General features: G+C 50.7%; 19 protein-coding genes. 11 read left to right on the top strand and 8 right to left on the bottom strand.

Annotation, left to right across the window (positions count from 1 at the left end; all coding sequences use genetic code 11):
• Positions 1-68: 68 nt before the first annotated feature.
• From A5320_RS10800 to A5320_RS10790, 3 genes are all read left to right on the top strand, one after another.
• A complete protein-coding gene (locus tag A5320_RS10800) occupies positions 69-572 on the top strand; it encodes a M48 metallopeptidase family protein (RefSeq protein ID WP_068064203.1) in 504 nt (167 codons plus the stop codon).
• A gap of 1 nt (position 573) precedes the next feature.
• The gene (locus A5320_RS10795; RefSeq protein ID WP_068064201.1) at positions 574-1,041 is read left to right on the top strand and encodes a gamma-glutamylcyclotransferase family protein; all 468 of its coding nucleotides are present in this window, start codon (positions 574-576) and stop codon (positions 1,039-1,041) included.
• Between the two features lie 94 nt (positions 1,042-1,135).
• On the top strand, positions 1,136-2,443 hold the full coding sequence (locus A5320_RS10790; RefSeq protein WP_068064199.1) for a serine hydrolase domain-containing protein: 1,308 nt from the start codon (positions 1,136-1,138) through the stop codon (positions 2,441-2,443).
• Between the two features lie 35 nt (positions 2,444-2,478).
• Here A5320_RS10790 and rlmA read toward each other — a convergent pair whose 3' ends face one another.
• From rlmA to A5320_RS10765, 5 genes are all read right to left on the bottom strand, one after another.
• Positions 2,479-3,321 (bottom strand): 23S rRNA (guanine(745)-N(1))-methyltransferase, encoded by an 843-nt coding sequence (rlmA, locus tag A5320_RS10785; protein ID WP_068064197.1) that lies wholly within the window; start codon positions 3,319-3,321, stop codon positions 2,479-2,481.
• 54 nt (positions 3,322-3,375) lie between these two features.
• Positions 3,376-3,837, bottom strand: coding sequence for an SRPBCC family protein (locus A5320_RS10780; protein ID WP_068064195.1), 462 nt, complete (start codon positions 3,835-3,837; stop codon positions 3,376-3,378).
• Between the two features lie 295 nt (positions 3,838-4,132).
• The gene (locus A5320_RS10775) at positions 4,133-4,534 is read right to left on the bottom strand and encodes a VOC family protein (protein ID WP_068064193.1); all 402 of its coding nucleotides are present in this window, start codon (positions 4,532-4,534) and stop codon (positions 4,133-4,135) included.
• Between the two features lie 73 nt (positions 4,535-4,607).
• Positions 4,608-5,258 carry a response regulator gene (locus A5320_RS10770; protein WP_068064191.1) on the bottom strand — a complete coding sequence of 217 codons (651 nt, stop codon included), beginning with the start codon at positions 5,256-5,258 and terminating at the stop codon, positions 4,608-4,610.
• Positions 5,255-6,415, bottom strand: coding sequence for a sensor histidine kinase (locus A5320_RS10765; protein ID WP_068064189.1), 1,161 nt, complete (start codon positions 6,413-6,415; stop codon positions 5,255-5,257). Before A5320_RS10765 ends, A5320_RS10770 begins: the two co-directional genes overlap by 4 nt.
• A gap of 170 nt (positions 6,416-6,585) precedes the next feature.
• Between A5320_RS10765 and A5320_RS10760 the strand changes: the two genes are divergently transcribed.
• The 4 genes from A5320_RS10760 to A5320_RS10745 all read left to right on the top strand — a co-directional run bounded on the left by A5320_RS10760 (position 6,586) and on the right by A5320_RS10745 (position 9,737).
• Positions 6,586-7,335, top strand: coding sequence for a hypothetical protein (locus A5320_RS10760; protein ID WP_068064187.1), 750 nt, complete (start codon positions 6,586-6,588; stop codon positions 7,333-7,335).
• Positions 7,336-7,556: 221 nt separating this feature from the next.
• Complete coding sequence (locus A5320_RS10755) at positions 7,557-7,916, top strand: DUF440 family protein (protein ID WP_068064933.1); 360 nt, start codon at positions 7,557-7,559, stop codon at positions 7,914-7,916.
• A gap of 64 nt (positions 7,917-7,980) precedes the next feature.
• Positions 7,981-8,580, top strand: a complete 600-nt coding sequence (locus tag A5320_RS10750) for a HutD/Ves family protein (RefSeq protein ID WP_197490065.1) — start codon at positions 7,981-7,983, stop codon at positions 8,578-8,580.
• Entirely contained in the window at positions 8,577-9,737 is a 1,161-nt protein-coding gene (locus tag A5320_RS10745) for a dienelactone hydrolase family protein (RefSeq protein ID WP_082971678.1), read from the top strand. Before A5320_RS10750 ends, A5320_RS10745 begins: the two co-directional genes overlap by 4 nt.
• Before the next feature lie 15 nt (positions 9,738-9,752).
• On the opposite strand, the gene A5320_RS10740 is transcribed toward A5320_RS10745, so the two are convergent.
• Together A5320_RS10740 and A5320_RS10735 are read right to left on the bottom strand one after the other, a co-directional pair.
• A complete protein-coding gene (locus tag A5320_RS10740; RefSeq protein ID WP_157605775.1) occupies positions 9,753-10,562 on the bottom strand; it encodes a S1/P1 nuclease in 810 nt (269 codons plus the stop codon).
• Positions 10,563-10,570: 8 nt separating this feature from the next.
• On the bottom strand, positions 10,571-11,410 hold the full coding sequence (locus A5320_RS10735; protein ID WP_068064928.1) for a 23S rRNA (adenine(2030)-N(6))-methyltransferase RlmJ: 840 nt from the start codon (positions 11,408-11,410) through the stop codon (positions 10,571-10,573).
• A gap of 264 nt (positions 11,411-11,674) precedes the next feature.
• Here A5320_RS10735 and A5320_RS10730 point away from each other — a divergent pair, with 264 nt between their 5' ends.
• The 4 genes from A5320_RS10730 to A5320_RS10715 all read left to right on the top strand — a co-directional run bounded on the left by A5320_RS10730 (position 11,675) and on the right by A5320_RS10715 (position 19,167).
• Complete coding sequence (locus A5320_RS10730; protein ID WP_231916713.1) at positions 11,675-12,739, top strand: tRNA/rRNA methyltransferase; 1,065 nt, start codon at positions 11,675-11,677, stop codon at positions 12,737-12,739.
• 69 nt (positions 12,740-12,808) lie between these two features.
• On the top strand, positions 12,809-13,339 hold the full coding sequence (locus A5320_RS10725; RefSeq protein WP_068064180.1) for a GAF domain-containing protein: 531 nt from the start codon (positions 12,809-12,811) through the stop codon (positions 13,337-13,339).
• Between the two features lie 134 nt (positions 13,340-13,473).
• Positions 13,474-17,982, top strand: a complete 4,509-nt coding sequence (locus tag A5320_RS10720; protein ID WP_068064178.1) for a response regulator — start codon at positions 13,474-13,476, stop codon at positions 17,980-17,982.
• Positions 17,983-18,024: 42 nt separating this feature from the next.
• Positions 18,025-19,167, top strand: a complete 1,143-nt coding sequence (locus A5320_RS10715; protein WP_068064176.1) for a response regulator — start codon at positions 18,025-18,027, stop codon at positions 19,165-19,167.
• Between the two features lie 18 nt (positions 19,168-19,185).
• Here the strand turns inward: A5320_RS10715 and A5320_RS10710 are convergent, their stop codons facing one another.
• The gene (locus tag A5320_RS10710; RefSeq protein WP_068064174.1) at positions 19,186-19,440 is read right to left on the bottom strand and encodes a superinfection immunity protein; all 255 of its coding nucleotides are present in this window, start codon (positions 19,438-19,440) and stop codon (positions 19,186-19,188) included.
• Between the last annotated feature and the right edge of the window lie 89 nt (positions 19,441-19,529).

Raw genomic sequence — 19,529 nt, 5'->3', positions numbered from 1 at the left:
GTTGTTGGATGGCGGATACCGGTAAACTGAACACCGTTTGATAGTTCAGCCCGGAAAAACGATCCGCCATGCAAGAATTGATTTACCTGCGTTCCTACCCCGATTCTATTCAGCAACAAGTTTCGCAATTATTGCAGCAAGGCAAACTGGGCAGTACCTTGCAAAAACGCTACCCAGAACAGCAACACGCGATTCAAACCGATAAAGCTTTGTACGAGTTAACGCTGAATTTGAAACAGCAGTTTATGAAAAGCAGCGATCCGATCAGCAAAGTACAGTTTGATCCAAAAATTCATGTCATCAACAATGCACTGGGCACCCATACCCAGGTTAGCCGGGTGCAGGGCGGCAAACTGAAAAGTAAAAATGAAATCCGTGTCGCCAGCTTGTTAAAACAACTGCCATTGCCAATACTGCAGATGGTGGTGGTGCATGAACTAGCGCATTTGCGGGAAAAAGATCACAACAAAGCGTTTTATCAATTGTGCCAGTACATGGAACCCCAGTATCATCAACTGGAACTGGACTTACGACTGTTCCTGACGTGGCGCGACAGCGCTGAAGGAGTATGAAGTGGCGGAACCTTCTGAACCAATGCATATTTTTGTCTACGGTTTATTGACCTTTCCTGAGATAGTCACAGCAATTACCGGTCATCACTTTGACATGATACCGGCAGTGTTACCTGGCTACCGCCGATTTGGATTGTCGCAAAGTCCGCTTGAAACTGCGGTACCGGTGTTGCTGGAGCAATGCGGTTATCGTCAGTCGGGCCAGTTGTTGTTAGATGTTGATGCGGCTTCGGTCGCAAAATTAGATTTTTTTGAAGATCTGGACTCCGGGCATTATGTCAAAACGCGAGTACGGGTCGAGGCAAATGGCCAATGGTTTGAGGCCTTTTGTTATAGCGCAGGCCCGGCATTGGCACCCTATGCCACGGGTGACTGGCAGCCGGAATTGGTTTCGGCGGCGGCAAAAGCCGATTTAATTAACAGATTGATCCCACAGATGTTAGTGGCAATAACTGATCCGGCTTCGTGAAATTATATCGCTCCGGATTAATACGTCGATTCAGCAGGCTTGTGCTGCATTTCTTGAAGACGTTGCCCCAAATGTTGGGATCCCGGAAGGTAAAATGCTCAGATTAACAATGTTGGCGAGTCTTTTGTGGTGGTCGGCTTCGGCCGCCGCTGCGCCATCAATCAATGAATTTGCCAATGAATTCCACCAGGAATTCAGTCGGAAGATGGCAAAAAATAAAATCCCAGGTGGCGTTTACGTCATTGTAAAAGATGACAAAATTGTCCGGGTTGGCGCTTATGGCGTCCGTTCCCGCAGTGCCAAGGCCAAAATTGACGCCAACACTGTATTCCGGTTGGCATCAGTTTCTAAAACCTTCGCCGGTGGTTTGGCCGCTCAGGTCGCCCATGAAGGCCGTTTCAGCTTTCAGGATAAAGTCACCAAATATGTGCCGGGTTTTAAATTTCGTAGCCCAAATATGACCTCGCAATTAAAGATTGAACACTTGCTGGCACAAAACTCAGGCGTCAGCCCGAATGCGTTTGATGATTTAATTGAAGCCAATATGACACCGGCACAAATTCTACCGAAATTCGGCAATATCAACCCGCGCTGCCAGCCGGGCAAATGTTATGGCTATCAAAATGTGTTGTTCAGTTTAATTGAAACTGTACTGTTGAAAACCACCAACACGCCTTATGAGCGGCTGATCGAACAACGTATTTTTAAACCACTGCAAATGCATAATGCGTCAGTGGGCTATTCAGCGTTCCTCGCCAGTAAAAACCGCGCCATGCCGCACGTAAAAATTCGCAGTGGCTGGGGCGAAGCCAAAGTGGTCCCTACCTATTATCGGGTGAATCCGGCAGCAGGGGTGAATGCCAGTGCCATGGATATGGGCAAGTGGCTGATCGCCAGGCTTGGTCATCAGCCAACGGTGCAATCACCGGCGGTGCTGCAGGATATTCATAAACCGCGGGTGAAAACGTCAGACAATTTGTCCGGCCGCACCTTCGGTCCTTATGTTACCCAGGCGCATTATGGGCTGGGTACGCGTATTTATCAGTTTGGTAAACATAAACTTTATTACCACGGCGGGTTGGTGCGCGGTTATCGGACCGACCTTTCGTATTCCAGCGAGAAAGGCCTGGGATTAGTGGTATTGCTGAATGCACAAAGCAATCTGGTGGCAGAGCTTTCCAGTTATTTCTGGGCGACAATGCTCGATACCCAGCCCCAGGTCACACCGCCGGCTAAACGCAAAAAGAAAGTACGCAAAGTGGCACAGCAGCTGGAACCGTTGTTTACACCAGATGAGCTGGATGAATCGGCACCTTGGTTGGTGCCGATGCAGCTTCCCGTCGTTGACGACAGTCAATTAGCATTGTGGTCGGCTGAGGATTGGGAACAATCAGCGCCTTAAAGCTGCTCTGGCTTTGTGATGTTTTGTCTTGTTGCTTATTGGCGCTGGTATAGATCCAGATAAAAATCCAGCGTGATGGCCGGCAGTTCAACGATAAGTTGCTGCCGTACTTCAGCAATTAAGCGATAGCCCAACGGGATCATTTGTAGCAGTTGTTCAAGCTGGGTTGCCGATTGTGGCTGCCAGTTCCAGCTTAACTGTTGTCGCTGCTGATGGTTAAAACCTGCTTCTTCAGCGATTTCAGCACGATGTAATCGCGGCTCTTGATAGATTTTTTGTTTTAATTCAATTAAATGCTCTGGGGCAGGGGTGACGGTGCATAACCAGCCACCTGCTTTACAGACTCTTGCCAGCTCACTGCTTTGTGACGGCGCATAAATTCGTAGTAACGCAGCAAAACTCTGATCAGCAAAGGGTAAATGGTAGCTGCTGGCGACCGCAAACTGCAGTTGCCGGTACTTTTTCGCCGCCGCTTTGATGGCAGCTTTGGAAATATCGATGCCGTATAAAGATACTGCTGGTGCAGGCCCATTTAAATCCACAACTTGCTGAGTTTGAATAAAATTCTGTAAACGCTGGCTGTAATAACCTTCGCCACAACCGATATCCAGCAAGGTTGGCGCTGCTGTTTGCTCCAATACCCTTGCCAGCATGTCATTTACTGCATCTGACAACGGCTGATAAAAACCAGCTTCCAGGAAATTGCGCCTGGCCTGGATCATGTCGGCGCTGTCACCCGGATCCAAGGACTTTTTCTGTTGGACCGGCAGCAAATTGACATACCCCTCTTTTGCCCGATCAAACTGATGGCGATTGGCACATTGATAGCCGGAAGGGGAGCTTACAAGCGCAAGCTGACAAAGCGGGCAGCGGTACATAACAAATCCATGGAGAATGAAGGCCAGCGATTATACCCTGAACTACGCGAATGGCTAATCCAGACTATTGGCACCGCCGCTACGATTTAGCTCCGCCGACAAGCCAACCAGCACGTTGGTCCAGCCTTCAACAATTTTTTGTTGATGTGGTTGCCACTGTGCGGACATCTGATGCCGTAACGTCAGTTCGCAGCCAAAGGGCATTGGTGTGATCAGGATCCTGACCAGATCCGGCTCCGGTGAGTCGCTTTCGGTACTAAAGCTAAATAATAATTGTTGTGGCCGGTCGATCAAATGGTATTCGCCGGTGTGCAGCACATCAACGCCATTGCGATGTTCGATCATTTTGTAACGACCGCCGACTCTGGCGTCGATGTCGATTTGCTGCAACTTGCCCGTTGGTGTGGCGAACATCCAGCGGCCGGCGCGGTGTTCATCCAGCCAACAATCAAACACAATTCCGGCATCAAACTCAAAACAGTGGCTGACTTCCAGTAATATGGTTTGATGTGGCATTGCAGATCCCTTCTGACTGTGTGTAAAGGCGCGGAGTAAAACGCGGAAAAAGTCGTTTTTTCGCTGGCAAAATCCACCAGCCGCAGCTCAAGTGTAGTCAATATCACTACAATTATGTGTCAGTATGGATGCTAAGTGTGAAGATTGTGTGATTATACCCGTCATCCTTAACGATTCGGGGTTGTTGGCCGCTTTAGCTCACTGGAGCGCCAGTCCGACCCAGTCACATATGACAACTATGCTCCGGGCCGGGCTGGCGTTCCAGATTCGCTCACTTGCCGCCTACCCGAAATCTTTAATGATTTTGGGTATATGTTCTTTGCAACAGATCCCATTTGTTGCCATACAGATCCTGAAAAACCACCACAGTGGCGTAACTTTCTGCGCGTGGTTGCTCCAGAAATTGCACGCCAGCGTCGAGCATGCGTTGATAATCTTTCCAGAAATCATCGGTTTGTAGAAATAACCAAACCCGGCCAGCGCCCTGGCCGCCGACAAGCGCCTGTTGCTCCGGTTTACTGGCTTTTGCAAGCAGAATGGCACTTTCGTGACTGCCATGCGGTGCCACCACCACCCAGCGTTTGTCACCTTGCGGGGTATCTTCTTTCAGGTCAAAACCAAGTTTTTGTGTGTAAAATTCAATTGCATGGTCGTAGTCATCGACCAGAATGCTGACCAGACTGAGTAGTTGTGACATAAGGTTTCCAAAAGAAATTAAATTAATTCAGCGTTAAATTAAGCGGCAGCAACAATACCGCGATCTTGGCGGGTTAACCCAGCAACCCCAAATCAATGGCTTTGAGCACGGCTTTGGTGCGATCCCGCACGCCGAGTTTACCTAAAATCGCCGACACCTGATTTTTCACCGTGCCTTCTGATTTAAACACCGCTGCGGCAATTTCGCGGTTGCTAAAACCAGTGGCGAGCAACCGCAGTATTTCCAGCTCTTTGCCGGATAAAGCTTCGGCATGCTGATCTTCGGCTGACGGCTCATCGGTTTTTCGTTGTAAAAACGACGCCAGAATTTTATCGGTAATGGCTGGTTGCAACAAGCTGCCACCACGGTGCACGGTATGAATCGCATCGACCAGCAATTCCAGCGCCACATCTTTTAGTAAATAACCACGGGCGCCAGCTTGCATGGCTTGTAGCACCCGGTCGTTATCATCGAAGGTGGTCAGGATAATCACCGGCACTTTAAGGTGTGCCTGATTGAGTAAATGCAGCGCATCAATACCGCTGACTTGCGGCATCTGGATATCCATCAGTATTACATCGACCTGATGCTGTTGCACCAGTTCAACAATACCGGCACCATTGGCCGCTTGCACTACCACTGTTAAATCTGCGGCCAAACTAAGCAAGCTGACAATGCCCTGACGCACTAACGTTTGGTCGTCAATTACTGCGATGCGGATCATGCTGTGGCCTCCGTTAATTCAACATCAATCTGCAGCGATTGCTCTGGACGGCTGAGCAACAATTTGCCACCGGCTTCTTCAATGCGCTCGCGCATCCCCTGTAAACCATTACCTTCCAGCAGCGGCCACTGTGGACATTGACCGTTATCCTGAAAGCGTAAATGAATGGTTGAACGATGCCGCCATACTTCAACTGAGGCTTCAGTGGCGCCGGCATGGCGAATACTGTTGGTGAGGGCTTCCTGACAAACCCGGAATAACAAGGCCGTTGACAGTGGATCAATCGCCAGATCGGCACTGATCTGACACTGTAGTTTTAACTGCGGGAAATTCTGTGCTAAAGCACGGCACTGACTGGCCAGATGTGGTTTTTGCGGCTCACGCAATTGCGACACACTGTGCCGGATATCCTGCAGCAGCTGTTTTGCTAATTGGTGGCAGTGTTGTAACTGCGGTTGGTGCGCCGCATCAGCTTGATATTCCGCCACTTGCAGCTGGATCACCAACGCTGTCAGGTGATGACCTAAGCTGTCATGTAAATCTCGGGCGATGCGTAGCCGTTCGGTGTCGGCAGCTTGTTCGGCTAGTTTGCCCTGTGCATCCAATAATTGCTGATGGGTCAACGCCAGAGCTTCCCGGGCCAATGATTCCGAGCGCGCTTTACTCATGGCAAAAATGGCAAAAAACTGAAAGGTGCCGCAGGTCAGCAGCATGATAAAGTCGCCGATATGCGGCTGATCCAATAACGAAACCAGCGCATGCGGTGCCAAAGCCGGAACCACCATCCAGTACAACCAGCGCTCCGGTACAAACCACGGCAGTAGTGCCACCCACAGTACCGCCAGACCCGGCGTAAAACCATCGCTGACCAAAGCAGAATTCAGTGCCAGGATCAGCCACATTGAGCCCAGTTGCAGCCATTGCTGGCGGCGGGTTAAATCAGATTGTGACTTTAAAAACAGCACGATAAACAGCAGCATACTCAGCGCAATCACTGCCGTTTGCCAGCTTGCCATGCCATCATTTCTGATTACGGCAGTGACCTGAATATAACTAAAAGCAGCCCAGGTAATAATGGCGGCCCAGTTTTCTTTGGCAAACCAGGAGCGGCGCTCCGGATCTTGGGCTCTGCCCTGATGTTTTAACACAATTTCCATTCTGGCAAAGACCATCTGCTGAAGTTCTGCGAAGTATGCCGTCTCACTCTCTGCGCGGCAATAGGCCGTAAGTCATTGTGACGAATATGACTTCCGGCACTACAGCGCACTTTGATTGCCGCTTAATCTGACGGTACTTTAATGCTGGTCAGCTTGACCGGGAGAATCTCATGTTATTGATCCATCAATGGTTAGTTTGGGCACATATTGTCGCGGGCAGTCTGGCACTGGCGTTGTTCTGGCTGCCAATGCTGGCGAAAAAGGGGAGCCCGATCCATCGGCAAAGTGGACGTTATTATGCGTATTTACTCTATGGCGTGTCGATGTCGGGCATTGTTAGCTGTGCGCTGGTGATTGTGGCGCCGTTGTATTTTAAAGCCAAAATGTTAAAACACGGCGTTGACCCAGTGCTGCTGGCCGAGAATATCCGGGCGTTCTGGCACTTTTTGGGGTTACTCAGTTTATTGAGCTGGGTGTCTATTCGCCAGGCGGTGCAGGTGCTCAAAGCAGGGGTTGAACGCAGTTTGCTAAAACAGCCGCTGCATTTGCTGGCCATAACGACGTTAGTGCCGTGGGGCGCTTATGTGTTGTGGTTGGGGATTGCTCGTTCGCAGCCATTGTTTATCGTCTTTAGCCTGATTGCCATGGCATCTGCTGTCGGGGCCTTACAGTTTATTTTCCGCGCCGAAGTCAGCAAAATGATGGTGCTGCGCGAACATATCGGCAATATGCTGGCTTCAGCCATTGCGATTTACACTGCTTTCGCCGCCTTTGGTGGCCGTAATTTACTGGGGTTGTCGGCGAATGGACAACTGGTCAGCTGGTTGTTGCCGTCAGTGGTTGGTGTTGGTTTTATTGTTTGGTACAACCGACGTTACCAGGATAAGCCTAAAGCTATGGTGACTGCGCAGCAGGCGTGACTTTCTATACCCAAAATCATTGAAGATTCGGGTAGGCTACGAAGGAACGAGACTGGAGCGCCAGCCCGGCCCGGAGCATAGTAGTCCTATGTGACTGGGTCGGACTGACGCTTCAGCGAGCGACTGAAGACAACAACCCCGAATCTTCAAGGATGATGGGTACTGGAGACCCAACCGCAGTTATTGTTATACTGCGGTTTTCCTTCAGCCACGAGGCTTTTATGTCACTTGACTCACCCGGCGATTCGCCAACACAATTATCTGAATTAGAACTGTGGACCATGGACGAGCTGTGCGACCACGCATTCAGCATTTTTGAAGAGCTGGCGTCCGAAAATTTATCTGCCGAAGATTATCAGTTGTACCAACAACATTATGAAAGCCGTGCTTATGTTGATCTGGTGCCACCAGCGGCCGACTGGGTCGAACTGATCCAGGCAGAACTGGAGCCAGAACTGCATTTTGAAGCATTAATTGGCTTAAGTGGTGAACAGGGGGGTGCCGATCTGGTACTGGCGCGTATTTTACTCAGCCTCGAAAAACACGATTCGTTATGCCATGCCCAATGGCGTGGTCAATAGCGGCTTGGACAATAGTGGCTTGGACAATAGCTGCGAGGGCAGTAACCAGGTGAATAGTAGCTGCGTGGAAGCAAAAATCATCCCGGCAGCTTCGATGCCCGTCAGCAAATGGACCGGCGGCGAAACCCGGCAATTGGCGATTTCACCGCCGAGCGGCACAGTTGCAGCCCAGGATTTTCAGTGGCGTTTTAGCTCGGCGACCGTGCTGCAAGATGGCGCTTTTACTCAATTTCCAAAATATCAACGGCTATTAGCGCTGCGCCAAGGCGCTGGCTTTACTTTGCAGGTGGATGCCCATCAGCAGCAGGTCAGTTCGCCGTTACAGATGTTACGCTTTGCCGGAAGTGCCCAAAGCAGTGCAACGTTAATCGCCGGTGCTATTGTTGATATTAACCTGATGGTTGATGCTTCGATGCAAGCAAATTTGTGGTCGGCACCCTGTACAACTGAGTTCCAGCCTTGGCCTGGGCCAATACTTCCAGGCGCAATCTTATTGATCTACGCCGATCAAGCGCCGCTGCAAATATGTCTTGAGCCTGGCGCACCTCCGCTGTTATTGGCACTTGGCGATGTGTTGCAACTACAGTCGCCACAACAGCCTTGTCTAGTTCGCGCTGCCAATGCGCCTTGTACTGCAGTGTTTGCCTGGCTGGCACCATTATGAGAAGTTGGCGCTTTGGCTTGATCTGCGTTCTTGGGTTCGCGACTGGATCCATCGCCGCTGAGCAACCAGCGTCATTCTGGCCAGTTGAGTTAGAAGCTTTAACGCCACAAACCAGCGAAAAACAGCTCCAACGCCAAAAAACAGATTTTCACCAATGGCAGCAACAAAACCGCCAACGCCTGCGTCAGTCCTATTTATGGCCAGAGCCGCTGCCGCAAATCACAGCACAGCGACTCAGTCGCAGCGACGAGGGTGCTTATTGGCGCGAGCACTGGCAGCTGCAACTGTTAACGCCGGTGTGGCAGCAGGTCTGGTTATTAATCCCCAAAACAGCAAATCCAGCACAGCCGAAACCAGCGGTTCTGCTTTTGCATGATCATGGCGCCGAATTTCGGCTTGGCAAAGACAAGTGGATCCGACCTTTGGATCAAACCAAGTTGCCATTGGCGCAGCAATGGGCTGATCAATATTTTTCCGGCAACTTTGTTGGCGAACAGTTGGCAGAACAAGGTTTTGTGGTGTTGGCGGCAGATACCTTAGGTTTTGGCGAACGTGGCCCGGTGGCTTATGCGCAGCAACAACAATTAGCTGCGAATTTTCTGGCGCGCGGCCGTTCGCTGGCGGGTTTTACTGCGCTTGAAGATCTGCAGCTGGCGGCTTTTTTAGCCGCGCAGCCGGTGGTCAAAACTGGGCAAATCAGCGCATTGGGCTTTTCGATGGGCGCTTATCGGGTATGGCAACTGGCCGCGTTATCAGAGCATATCAGTGCCGGTGTTGGCATTGGTTGGTTTAATCAGTTTGCCAATTTAACCACTCCGGCTGGCAATTTCAGTAAAGGTCAAAGTTCGTTTTATTTATTGCACCCTGGCTTACTGGCGCAGCTGGATTTACCGGATATCGCGGCGCTGGCGGCGCCTAAACCTTTGCTTCTGGTGATGGGCGGCAAAGATCCGCTGATGCCGGCAAGCGGTGTGCAGCAGGGTTTTCAAAAGCTACAACAGTGGTATCAGCAGTGCAGCGCCACTGCATCGGCTGGGCTGCAATTGAAATTCTGGCCAGAGAAAGGTCATATTTTTGATGCCCAGATGCAGCAGCAAGTACTGCACTGGTTACAGCTGCAGAGCGTCACCGCAACATGCGACCCGCCGCTGCGATGACCATCGAGCTGAAAACTATCGAGCGTTAGTTTTCAGCTGCTGTTCTAACAATGCAGCCAGCCGCACGGCCGCTTGTTGTAAACGTCGTTCGGCGATTGGACCATCCCGCTTCACTGCGGATTCGTCCAGTAACATGCCAGGGCGGTAATGCTGATAAATGTTGATGGTTTGCGCCAGCGATTCATTGGCCCAGCTCAACGCATTGCCCTGACGCCACAGTTGTTGTTCTTTGGCTGACACTTTGGCTAACTTTTCAGTGAGTAAATTCTCGTTTTGCTCATATCCCAGTTCGGTTAACAAAGCCCGATCCCAGACGCCGTGCAAATTTGACGGTTGTTTTAAAAAATACACCGCGGTTTTATTACCGCCTTGATCAGCAGCATAACTTACATGCAGCGGTTGATGTAAGTCGGCGATAAAATGACTGAAAAATAACAGCGACTGGCGTTTTGGCTCATTTAACGGCAACTTTTTCAGCAAATTGCCATGGTGTTGAATCGCCGACAACAAACAACCGACAGTGGCGCAATCGCGCGCTTTAACTTCACGTGCCTTGCGTGCCACATTGATAAAATGGTGCGGCGCGGTATATCGATAAGCCGCTTCTCCACGTGCTTCGTCCGGCCAGACACAACCGTCGGCAAAACTTTGGCCGGGTTTAAGGGCCAACAGCGCATCGACTTGTTGCTGAGTGTCATCAGACAATAACTGATAAGCCGCCTGGCAAACTTGCTGATGACCGGTGCGGCTAAAAGCGCTAGCCTGCGACGCGCCAAACAAACAACACAGCAGCAGTAACGATTTGATAGAGATGAGCTTTGTCATAAAAAACCTTATTCGCCAACCAATTGGGTCACTTGCCATTGCGCCGTGCCATCGGCCAGCAACGGAGACAATTCCTGCAGCGCGGCTTTCATCTCGGCAGCCAGCGTATAGGGAGGGTTAATCACCAGCATGCCGGAGCCGGTCATGCCAAAACCTTCGCTGTCGGCTTTCGGACTGAATTCAATTCGCAGTTGATTGCGAATACCGGTATCGACTATCGCCTGGATCACCGCTTCAATGCTGTCCCGTTCAATCACCGGATACCAGATAGCGTACACGGCTTGTGGGAAGCGCTGATAAGCCTGCTGTAAACCTTTGACCAGATCCTGATATTCGGTTTTTAGCTCATAGGGCGGGTCTATCAGCACCAGACCGCGTTTGGAAAGCGGCGGTAACATGGCGCGAAAACCGGCATAAGCATCCATTTGTTCGATACGGCAATGACGACGGTTTAAAAACTGTGCCTGCAGCAGCGGAAAGTCACTTGGGTGTAATTCGGTGGCCTGAATACTGTCGTCGCGGCGCAGCAGCATTTTGGCGATGGCAGGGGAGCCCGGATAAAATTGCAGCTGACCGTTTGGGTTTAGATCGCGGATTAATTGCAGATAAGCCGCCAGCGCTTCGCTGTGTGGCTGGTACTGCATCAACCGACCAATACCTGTGCCAAATTCGCCGGTCTTCAGCGCTTGCTCTGAATTCAGGCTATATAAGCCAGCACCGGCGTGGCTGTCGTGATAGCAAAAAGGTTTATCTTTTTTCTTCAGATACAACAGGATCGCAACTTCCACCAGATGTTTAATCACATCAGCGTGATTGCCGGCATGATAACTATGACGATAACTCAGCATAAATCTGTTCTCCGCGCCAACCTGCGCCTGTTTGGAAGTAAAACACTCAATCAATGGACTTAAAGTGGTCCAAAAAGTACCTGACAGCTGGCTTATCCAGACTGGAGGACGCCACTGGGTGTTGGTAAAAGTACCAAAAATTGCGCGCCAGCATACTGCGCGCGCGGACAAACTCAAGTCTAATCTTCGCCGTGCGCGGCAATTAGGTTAGAATAACTGATTATTGATGCCTGTGATGCAGGCGCAGCCCCAAAGGAAAAGTTCGTGTCCGCAGATACCAAACCACGCCGCCAGCACGGCAAACCATCTTCTTCTATTGCTGCGCCGGGCAATCCGCGCAAGCAGGGTCAGGAGCGGAACAGCCGCACTCCTCAAACGAACTCCACCAAAGCTGAAGATGCATTACAAAAGCCTTGGGCGAAAGCTGGTTATAAAGCTGCGGTAAAACCAGGCCAAAAGTCAGGCAAAGAGCACAGCGCAAATACAAGAGCGGACGCCAGACATCATGCCGGAACTGACGCAAACACGGACAACAAAGCGGCGGTCAACAAAGCTGCAGTCAATAAAGTAAATGCCGCCACATTAAAACAACACCGGCTGGAAGAAACCAAAGTGCAGGGCGAAAACGCTTGCCGGGTTTGTTTCACCAAAAGACCACAATCGGTGGTCAAAATGTACCTTGAAGCCAGTATGGCCAGCAAATTTGCCGACGTGATGAAATATCTGGCAGCGAATAAACATGCTTACCATATTGTCGACAGCAGCGAACTGGAAAAAGTTGCTGGCAGTCAGCATCACGGTGGTGTGGTGCTGATAGTAAAACGCAAACCGGAGTTATCGTTAGCCGCTTATCTGGCGGCGAATAAACATCTGAAACAAGACTGTTTATTGGCGCTGGATGGCGTAGGTAACCCGCATAATTTGGGCGCTATTGTGCGCAGTTGTGCTCATTTTGGCGTGAAGGGCGTGATTATGACCCAGCCTTATTTGCTGCAATCTGGCGCCGCAGCACGCACCGCTGAAGGTGGGGTTGAGTTTGTTGACGGTTTAAGCTGTGAACATTTACCGCTGGCGCTGCAGCTGTGTAAACAAGCCGGTTATAGTTTGGTCACCACATCCAGCCATGCTGGGGTGTCGTTGTACCAAAGTCAGCTCGGCAGCAAAGTGGTGGTGGTGTTTGGTGAGGAGATGGATGGTGTCTCGAAACAAGTCGCCAGCAGCACCGATGTCGCGTTACAAATCCCGGGTTCGGGCCAGGTTGAATCGCTGAATGTCAGCGTCGCGGCCAGTCTGATTCTGGGTGAATGGTATCGTCAGCAGCAGCGCTAAAAGTGTTGTCACCTGATTTGCAATTTTTTGAGTCATTGATCCAACAATTGATCCAACAAAGGAGTTGTTATGCTCGACCAGACCGGCTTATTGCTGCTGATCAAATCGTTAAAAGACGGACAAATCAACGCTGAACAATTTTATCGGCAACTGACTGAAACTATTACCCTTCAGCTTAAATGCAGTCGCGCCAGCCTGTGGTTGTATTCCGACACTTTACTCAGTGAAATTGTTGCCATCGATTTATATGATTCGCTGCAAAATGAACATTATCAGGGTATTGCGCTACATGAAGATGATTTCGCGCCCTATTTTGCAGCAATGCGTGATGAAGGTGGGATTGATGCGTCTGTCGCGGCCGAACATCCGGCAACTTCATGTTTTAACGAACTTTATTTTGAACCGAATGACATTTATTCGCTGCTGGACGTTGGTATTTGTTACAACGGCCAATTAGTCGGGGTGTTTTGTTGTGAGCAGGTTGGCGAAGTGATGCAATGGAACAGTGCGCAAAAAGCCTTTTTGGAACAAGCAGGTAAACTGATTACCTTCGCCTTAAAACCCTATTTACAGCAGAAGTTTGCGGCATTGTTTTCATAAACTATCAGTGACAGAACTGTAAGATCATTCACCGTGCTACTGCTTTTATCCCGCTGATAATTGGTCATTATTTGACCCTGTGCTAGGCTCAGAGGAACAGAAAATTTTCCGGTTCCAGGGATGGGCATGGCGGTATGCGGATCAAAACCACCAGTAATCTGATTGCAGCTGTGATGGTGGTGCTTATCGCAATGACCATGCTAAGTGTGATGGTCGCCAGCCATTACAGTACCCAGCGCCGATTGGTCCAGGAGCATTTGTTGCAGTCGCAGCAAATGCTGACACTGTTTCGCAAAGGTGCCGACAACATGACCTTTGCTGTGCGCGCTTACGCCGCTACCGCCGACAGCAAATTCCGCTCTGAATACAACACCGAACTCAATATTACCCAGTCCAGACAACGTGCTCTGGCCGGTCTGGCCGAATTGCCGCTGCAAACCAATGAGCGCGCACTGATCGAACAAGCCCAAACCTTATCCGACAACGCTGTGTTGTTAGAGCAACAAGCCTTTGATACCGCAACCCAACAAAGCACTGCAGCTGCGGTCGAGCTGGTGTATGGCACGCAGTATTCCGGCGTCAAACGGGCGATTAACAGCCGGCTGAATACCGTCACCGCTGATATCGAAAAACGACTGGTGCAGGACAGTGCTGGTTATACCCGAGCCGCACAGTGGGCTGATGCGCTGTTGCTGTTGTTACTGACCCTAGACGCAGCTTTGATTTTATTGGTGTTTATCGGTTTTGTCCGGTTAAGACTGGTGCGGCCCATCACGCGATTAACCCAACAAACGCAACAGTTAGCGGCAGGTGAGACCATCAGCAGTTTTGGTTATCAGGCTGATGCATCGGAGCTTGGCGAACTGGCACGGGCGCTCGATAGTTACCGGTTGGCTAGTCAGGAAATTGATTTACAGCGCCTTAGCAAGGGGCTAATCACTCAATTATCTGATGCTCTGCAATCTTGCCAGAGTTATGCCCAGTTTGGGCAAACTTGCCTGCAGTTACTGGCAACAGAACTGGGTTTTCAGCACGGTCTGTTTTACTGGTTTGACGCGCAATTGGCACAGCTGGAACTAATGGCCAGCTACGCCTGTAACGAGCCAGAAAGCATTCCCAAAACATTGGCGCTGGGCGAAGGGCTCGCCGGACAGGTCGTGTTGCAGCAACGGGCGATGGTGCTCACTGATTTACCCGCGGATTATTTTAAAATTGGTTCCGGCCTTGGCGGTGCTACGCCCGGTTGCATCCGGCTGTTGCCGCTGCAAAGCCACGGCACCATGTTGGGGGTGCTGGAACTTGCCAGTTTGCGCAGTGATGACCCATCGCAGCAGCGGCTGCTGGAAGCGGTGCTGCCAGCCATTATTACCGCCATGACACTGTTACAACGTCATCTCGACAGTAAGGAACTGTTAGCGGCGACCAAACGCCAGGCGCAAAAAATGCAGGATCAGGCGCTGATGCTGGCAGAACAAACTGCCACGCTAGAAGCGCAACAACTGGCGCTGCGTAGCACCGAAGCCTGGTACAAAGCCATTATTCAGTCGGCGCCGGAAGGTATGCTGGTAGTGGCTGAAGATCATCAGATCATCCTCTGTAACCCACAACTGACATCCATGTTTGGTTATCAGGAAGCCGGGTTATTACAGCAATCGCTGCAACTTATTTTACCGCAGTGCAAAGCTTTATTGGCAGAAGTGCTGGCGGGTGAACACCACAATATTGCGGCGATTGAACAAGCCGCGGTGCAACAGAATGGAGCCAGGATCCCGGTTGAAGTGCAGTTGTCATTGTTACCGCCCGTTGGTGAACGCGGTCCTTGTGTCTGTATTTCGGTGCGTGATATCCGCGAGCGCAAAGCATCACAAAAGCAATTGCTGGATCAGTTCAGCTTTCAACGCGCCTTAATTGACACCATTCCGTACCCGGTATTTTACAAAGGCCCGGACGCCCGTTTTGAAGGGGTGAATCTGGCCTATGAACGCACTTTTTCAGTCGATCGGCAGCAGTTGATTGGCAAAACCGTGTTGGATCTGGAATATCTGCCACTGGAGATGCGCCAGGCTTATCAGCGGGAAGACGAGCATGCCATCGCCACCAGTAGTTCGGTACAACATGAAATCACCATGCAATTTGCCGATGGCCAGGAACATGAAACTTTGTATTTTATCGCTGGTTTTAATAAAGCGGATGGCGCGCCCGGCGGCTTGGTTGGTACCTTTGTCGATATTTCCGAGCAAAAAGCCGCCGAACGTGCCATTTCCAAAGCCAAAGAGCTGGCCGAACAAGCCACTAAAATGAAATCTGATTTTCTGGCCAATATGAGCCACGAAATCCGCACGCCAATGAACGCCATTATTGGCATGTCGCATCTGGCGCTAAAAACCAGCCTGAGCCACCAACAACGCGATTATCTGCAAAAAGTCCAATCCGCCGGCAAACATTTGCTTGGCATCATCAATGACATTCTGGATATTTCAAAAATCGAAGCTGGCAAGCTGGAGCTGGAGCAGGTGAATTTTAATCTGGAGCGGATGCTGGATAATGTGGCGGCGCTGATCAGTGAAAAAGCCGCAGCCAAGGGATTGGAGCTGATTATTGATATTGCCTCCGACGTGCCGCAAGCCCTCATTGGTGACCCGTTACGGCTAGGACAGATTTTAATTAACTATGCCAATAATGCAGTGAAATTTACCGAACGTGGGGAGATTTGCATTCAAATCCGGTTGTTAAAAACGCTGCAGGATCAGGTAACTTTACATTGTTCGGTGCGCGACACCGGTATTGGTTTAACCGCCGAGCAAATGAGCCGGTTGTTTCAGAGTTTTCAGCAAGCCGACAATTCAACCACCCGTAAATACGGCGGCACCGGCCTTGGCTTATCGATCAGCAAAAAACTGGCCGAGTTAATGGCGGGTGAGGTTGGTGTTGAAAGTGAACCTGGTCGTGGCAGTTGTTTCTGGTTCACAGCCACTTTAAAACTAGACCCCACTCCGGCCCGAAAATTACTGCCACGCCATGATCTACGCCAGCAACGGGTACTGGTGGTCGACGACAACCAAAGTGCGCTGGCGGTGCTGCGCGAATTGCTGGAATCGATGACTTTTGTCGTGACCACCACCAGCGATGGCGCCACGGCGCTACAGCTTATTGGCGAGCAGGAGAAGCGTAAGCTGCCATTTCAGCTGGTGTTACTCGATTGGCAAATGCCCGGTATGGATGGGTTAGCTGTCGCAGAGAACATTGGCAAACTTCGTCTGCAACAGCCGCCAAAACTGGTGATGGTGACAGCTTATGGTCGGGAAGAGCTATTAAGTCAGGCACAAAATGCCGGTATTGAAGCGGTGCTGATTAAACCGGTGAATGCCTCGATGTTGTTCGATACGGCAATGAATGTGTTAAGTGCCGATCTGCCGCCGCCGGCGCAAAGCGAGCCACAGGCGTCGATAACGCCAGAGGATCAGCCGGAACAGCTGTCCAACCCGGATCAGGTGTTCAGCGCATTGCAGCGTTTTGCCGGGCGACGGATTCTATTAGTTGAAGATAATGATTTAAATCAGCAAGTTGGTATGGAGTTGCTGCAAAGTGCCGGTTTTAGCGTGATGCTGGCGGAAGATGGCCTGCAGGCGTTAACGCTGGCGCAGCAAGAGCCGTTTGACCTGATCCTGATGGATATGCAAATGCCGGTGATGGACGGCGAAACCGCCACTAAGGCCATTCACAATATTGCCTGTTTAGCACATATCCCGATTATCGCGATGACCGCCAATGTGTTAGCGCAGGATAAAGATCGCTGTTTGGCGGCGGGAATGGTCGATTTTATTGCCAAGCCGATTGAACCGGAGCAGCTGTTTGCGACATTGCTGCGGTGGCTGTCGGCTGCATCGGCTGCATCGGCTGCATCGGCTGCATCGGCAGCGTCGCCACCAGTGACGGCAACGCTGCAGGTCACCAAGCCAACTGCAGCCCTTGATTTAACCATCCTCGATCAATGCAGCATGCTGCACTGGCGGGAAGCTTGCCGTCGTTTACAAAAAAATCATTCGTTGTATTTGTCGTTATTAAGCCGTTGTGTTGAGGCGAAAGAGCCGCTGGTTCAGCAACTGCTGCTCGCCGCGGCTAACTTCAATTGGCCAGAGTGCGAGCGCCATTCCCATAGCCTGAAAAGTGTCGCCGCCACTATTGGTTTAACCGCCATTGCCAGTGAAGCGACCCAGCTTGAATTGTTATGTCAACAGTTGTCGGCCGGAGCTACTGCTACAGACCACACCCTGACAAGCGCATTGCAGCGGCTACAACAGCAGTGGCAGCAGGTGCAAGCTGAAGTTGCGCCGCTCTTGCCATTGCTAAATGCCACAGTCACGACGGCCAAGGCCACAGCGCCGGTCAACGCATCGCTGGGCAAAGCGTCAGCAGTAGAGCCGCAACCAATCAGAGCAGCTGTCAATCAGCTGTGCCAGTATCTGGCCGATGCTGATGGTGACGCTGTCAGTTGTTTTTCAGAGCAGCAAAGTTACTGGCAACAGTCGTATCCGCAGCAATTCCTGCACTTGCAGTCGTGCATTGAAAATTTCGAATTTGAACAGGCGTTAACTTTGATCCGGCAACTACAAGGCGAGCCGGACGTGGTGCTGAGTAAATAACCGGTACGCCGGACCAACAATGAAGCCATGGAGCAATGTCAGATGGACGTACCAGTAAAGCCCAAACCAACCATTCTGGTGGTGGATGATACAACCGACAACCTGATGTTAATGAATGCGTTATTAAAAGATTTGTACCGGGTTAAAGTGGCAAACGGCGGCCAAAAGGCGTTGCAGATAGTCGCCGCTGCCGACAAACCAGATTTGATTTTGTTAGATATTATGATGCCGGAGCTGGATGGTTTTGAAGTTTGTCGCCGGTTAAAAGCCGACCCACAACTGGCCACTATTCCGGTGATTTTCCTGACCGCCAAAGTGGCGGTGGAAGACGAAGAGCTTGGTTTTTCGCTCGGCGCAGTCGATTTTATCAGTAAACCTATTAGCCCGCCAGTGTTGTTGGCGCGGGTGAAAACCCAGTTAGCGATGAAAAGCCACGTCGATTTCCTACGCGACAACAATGCATTTTTACAGGCCGAAGTAGAAAAACGCACGCAGGATGTTTTAGCCATCCAGGACGTGACCATTCTGGCGATGGCGTCGTTGGCCGAAACCCGCGATTCCGATACCGGCAACCATATTCGCCGTACTCAATATTACGTCAAAGTGCTGGCGCAACAGTTACGGCATCATCCGAAGTATGCAGCGGTGCTGGATGATGACATGATTAATTTACTATATAAATCAGCACCTTTGCACGACATTGGCAAAGTGGGTATTCCCGACAGTATTTTATTAAAACCTGGCCGTTTTGTCGGGAACGAGTTTGAAATTATGAAAACCCATACCACTTTGGGTTGGAACGCTATTGAATATGCGGAAAAAGCCTTAGGCGCGCCGGTCGCTTTTTTAAGGCTGGCCAAAGAAATTGCGTTGTACCATCAGGAAAAATGGGACGGCAGTGGTTACCCGGAAGGTCTGGCGGGTGAGGCAATTCCACTGTCGGCACGGTTGATGGCGCTGGCCGATGTTTATGATGCGCTAATCAGCCGCCGGGTCTACAAAGAGGGCATGCCCCACGAAAAAGCCCGGCTGATTATTCTCGACGGTCGCGGCAGCCATTTTGATCCGGATATCGTCGATGCTTATTTGGTGGTGGAGTCGCAGTTTGTGGAGATCGCATTAAAGTACGCCGATTCCGATGAGGATTTACAAGCCAAAGCGGCGCAACTGAGCCGCTCTGGTTAACTCTGCAAAACCTGGCGTTTATACCTGAGGTTCAACCGGCGTGGCAGTTTTTTTCTGCCACAGTTTGCCGGTCACCGCCCAGACGATACAACCACCCCAGGCAATAAACGACATACCCGCCGGTACGTTGGCAATCGCAATATACTTCAACTGTTTACGATTAAAAAACGCCGCCAGAATAGTCGGTAAAAACCACACCACCAACATTAATGGTAAAAACCATAACCAAAATCCGAGTCCTTGTTGTTGCAATGTGTTGATGATGTCTTGCATAGCGATGATCCTTGTTGTGTTTTGAGAAGGCTTGCTGTTGGGGTTAGATTAAGGCTATGCGGGGTTTTGACAGTTAAAAAAGTGATATT

The organism is Rheinheimera sp. SA_1 (genome assembly GCF_001669775.1).
Classification (GTDB): domain Bacteria; phylum Pseudomonadota; class Gammaproteobacteria; order Enterobacterales; family Alteromonadaceae; genus Pararheinheimera.
This window is presented reverse-complemented; position numbering and strand designations above follow the sequence as displayed.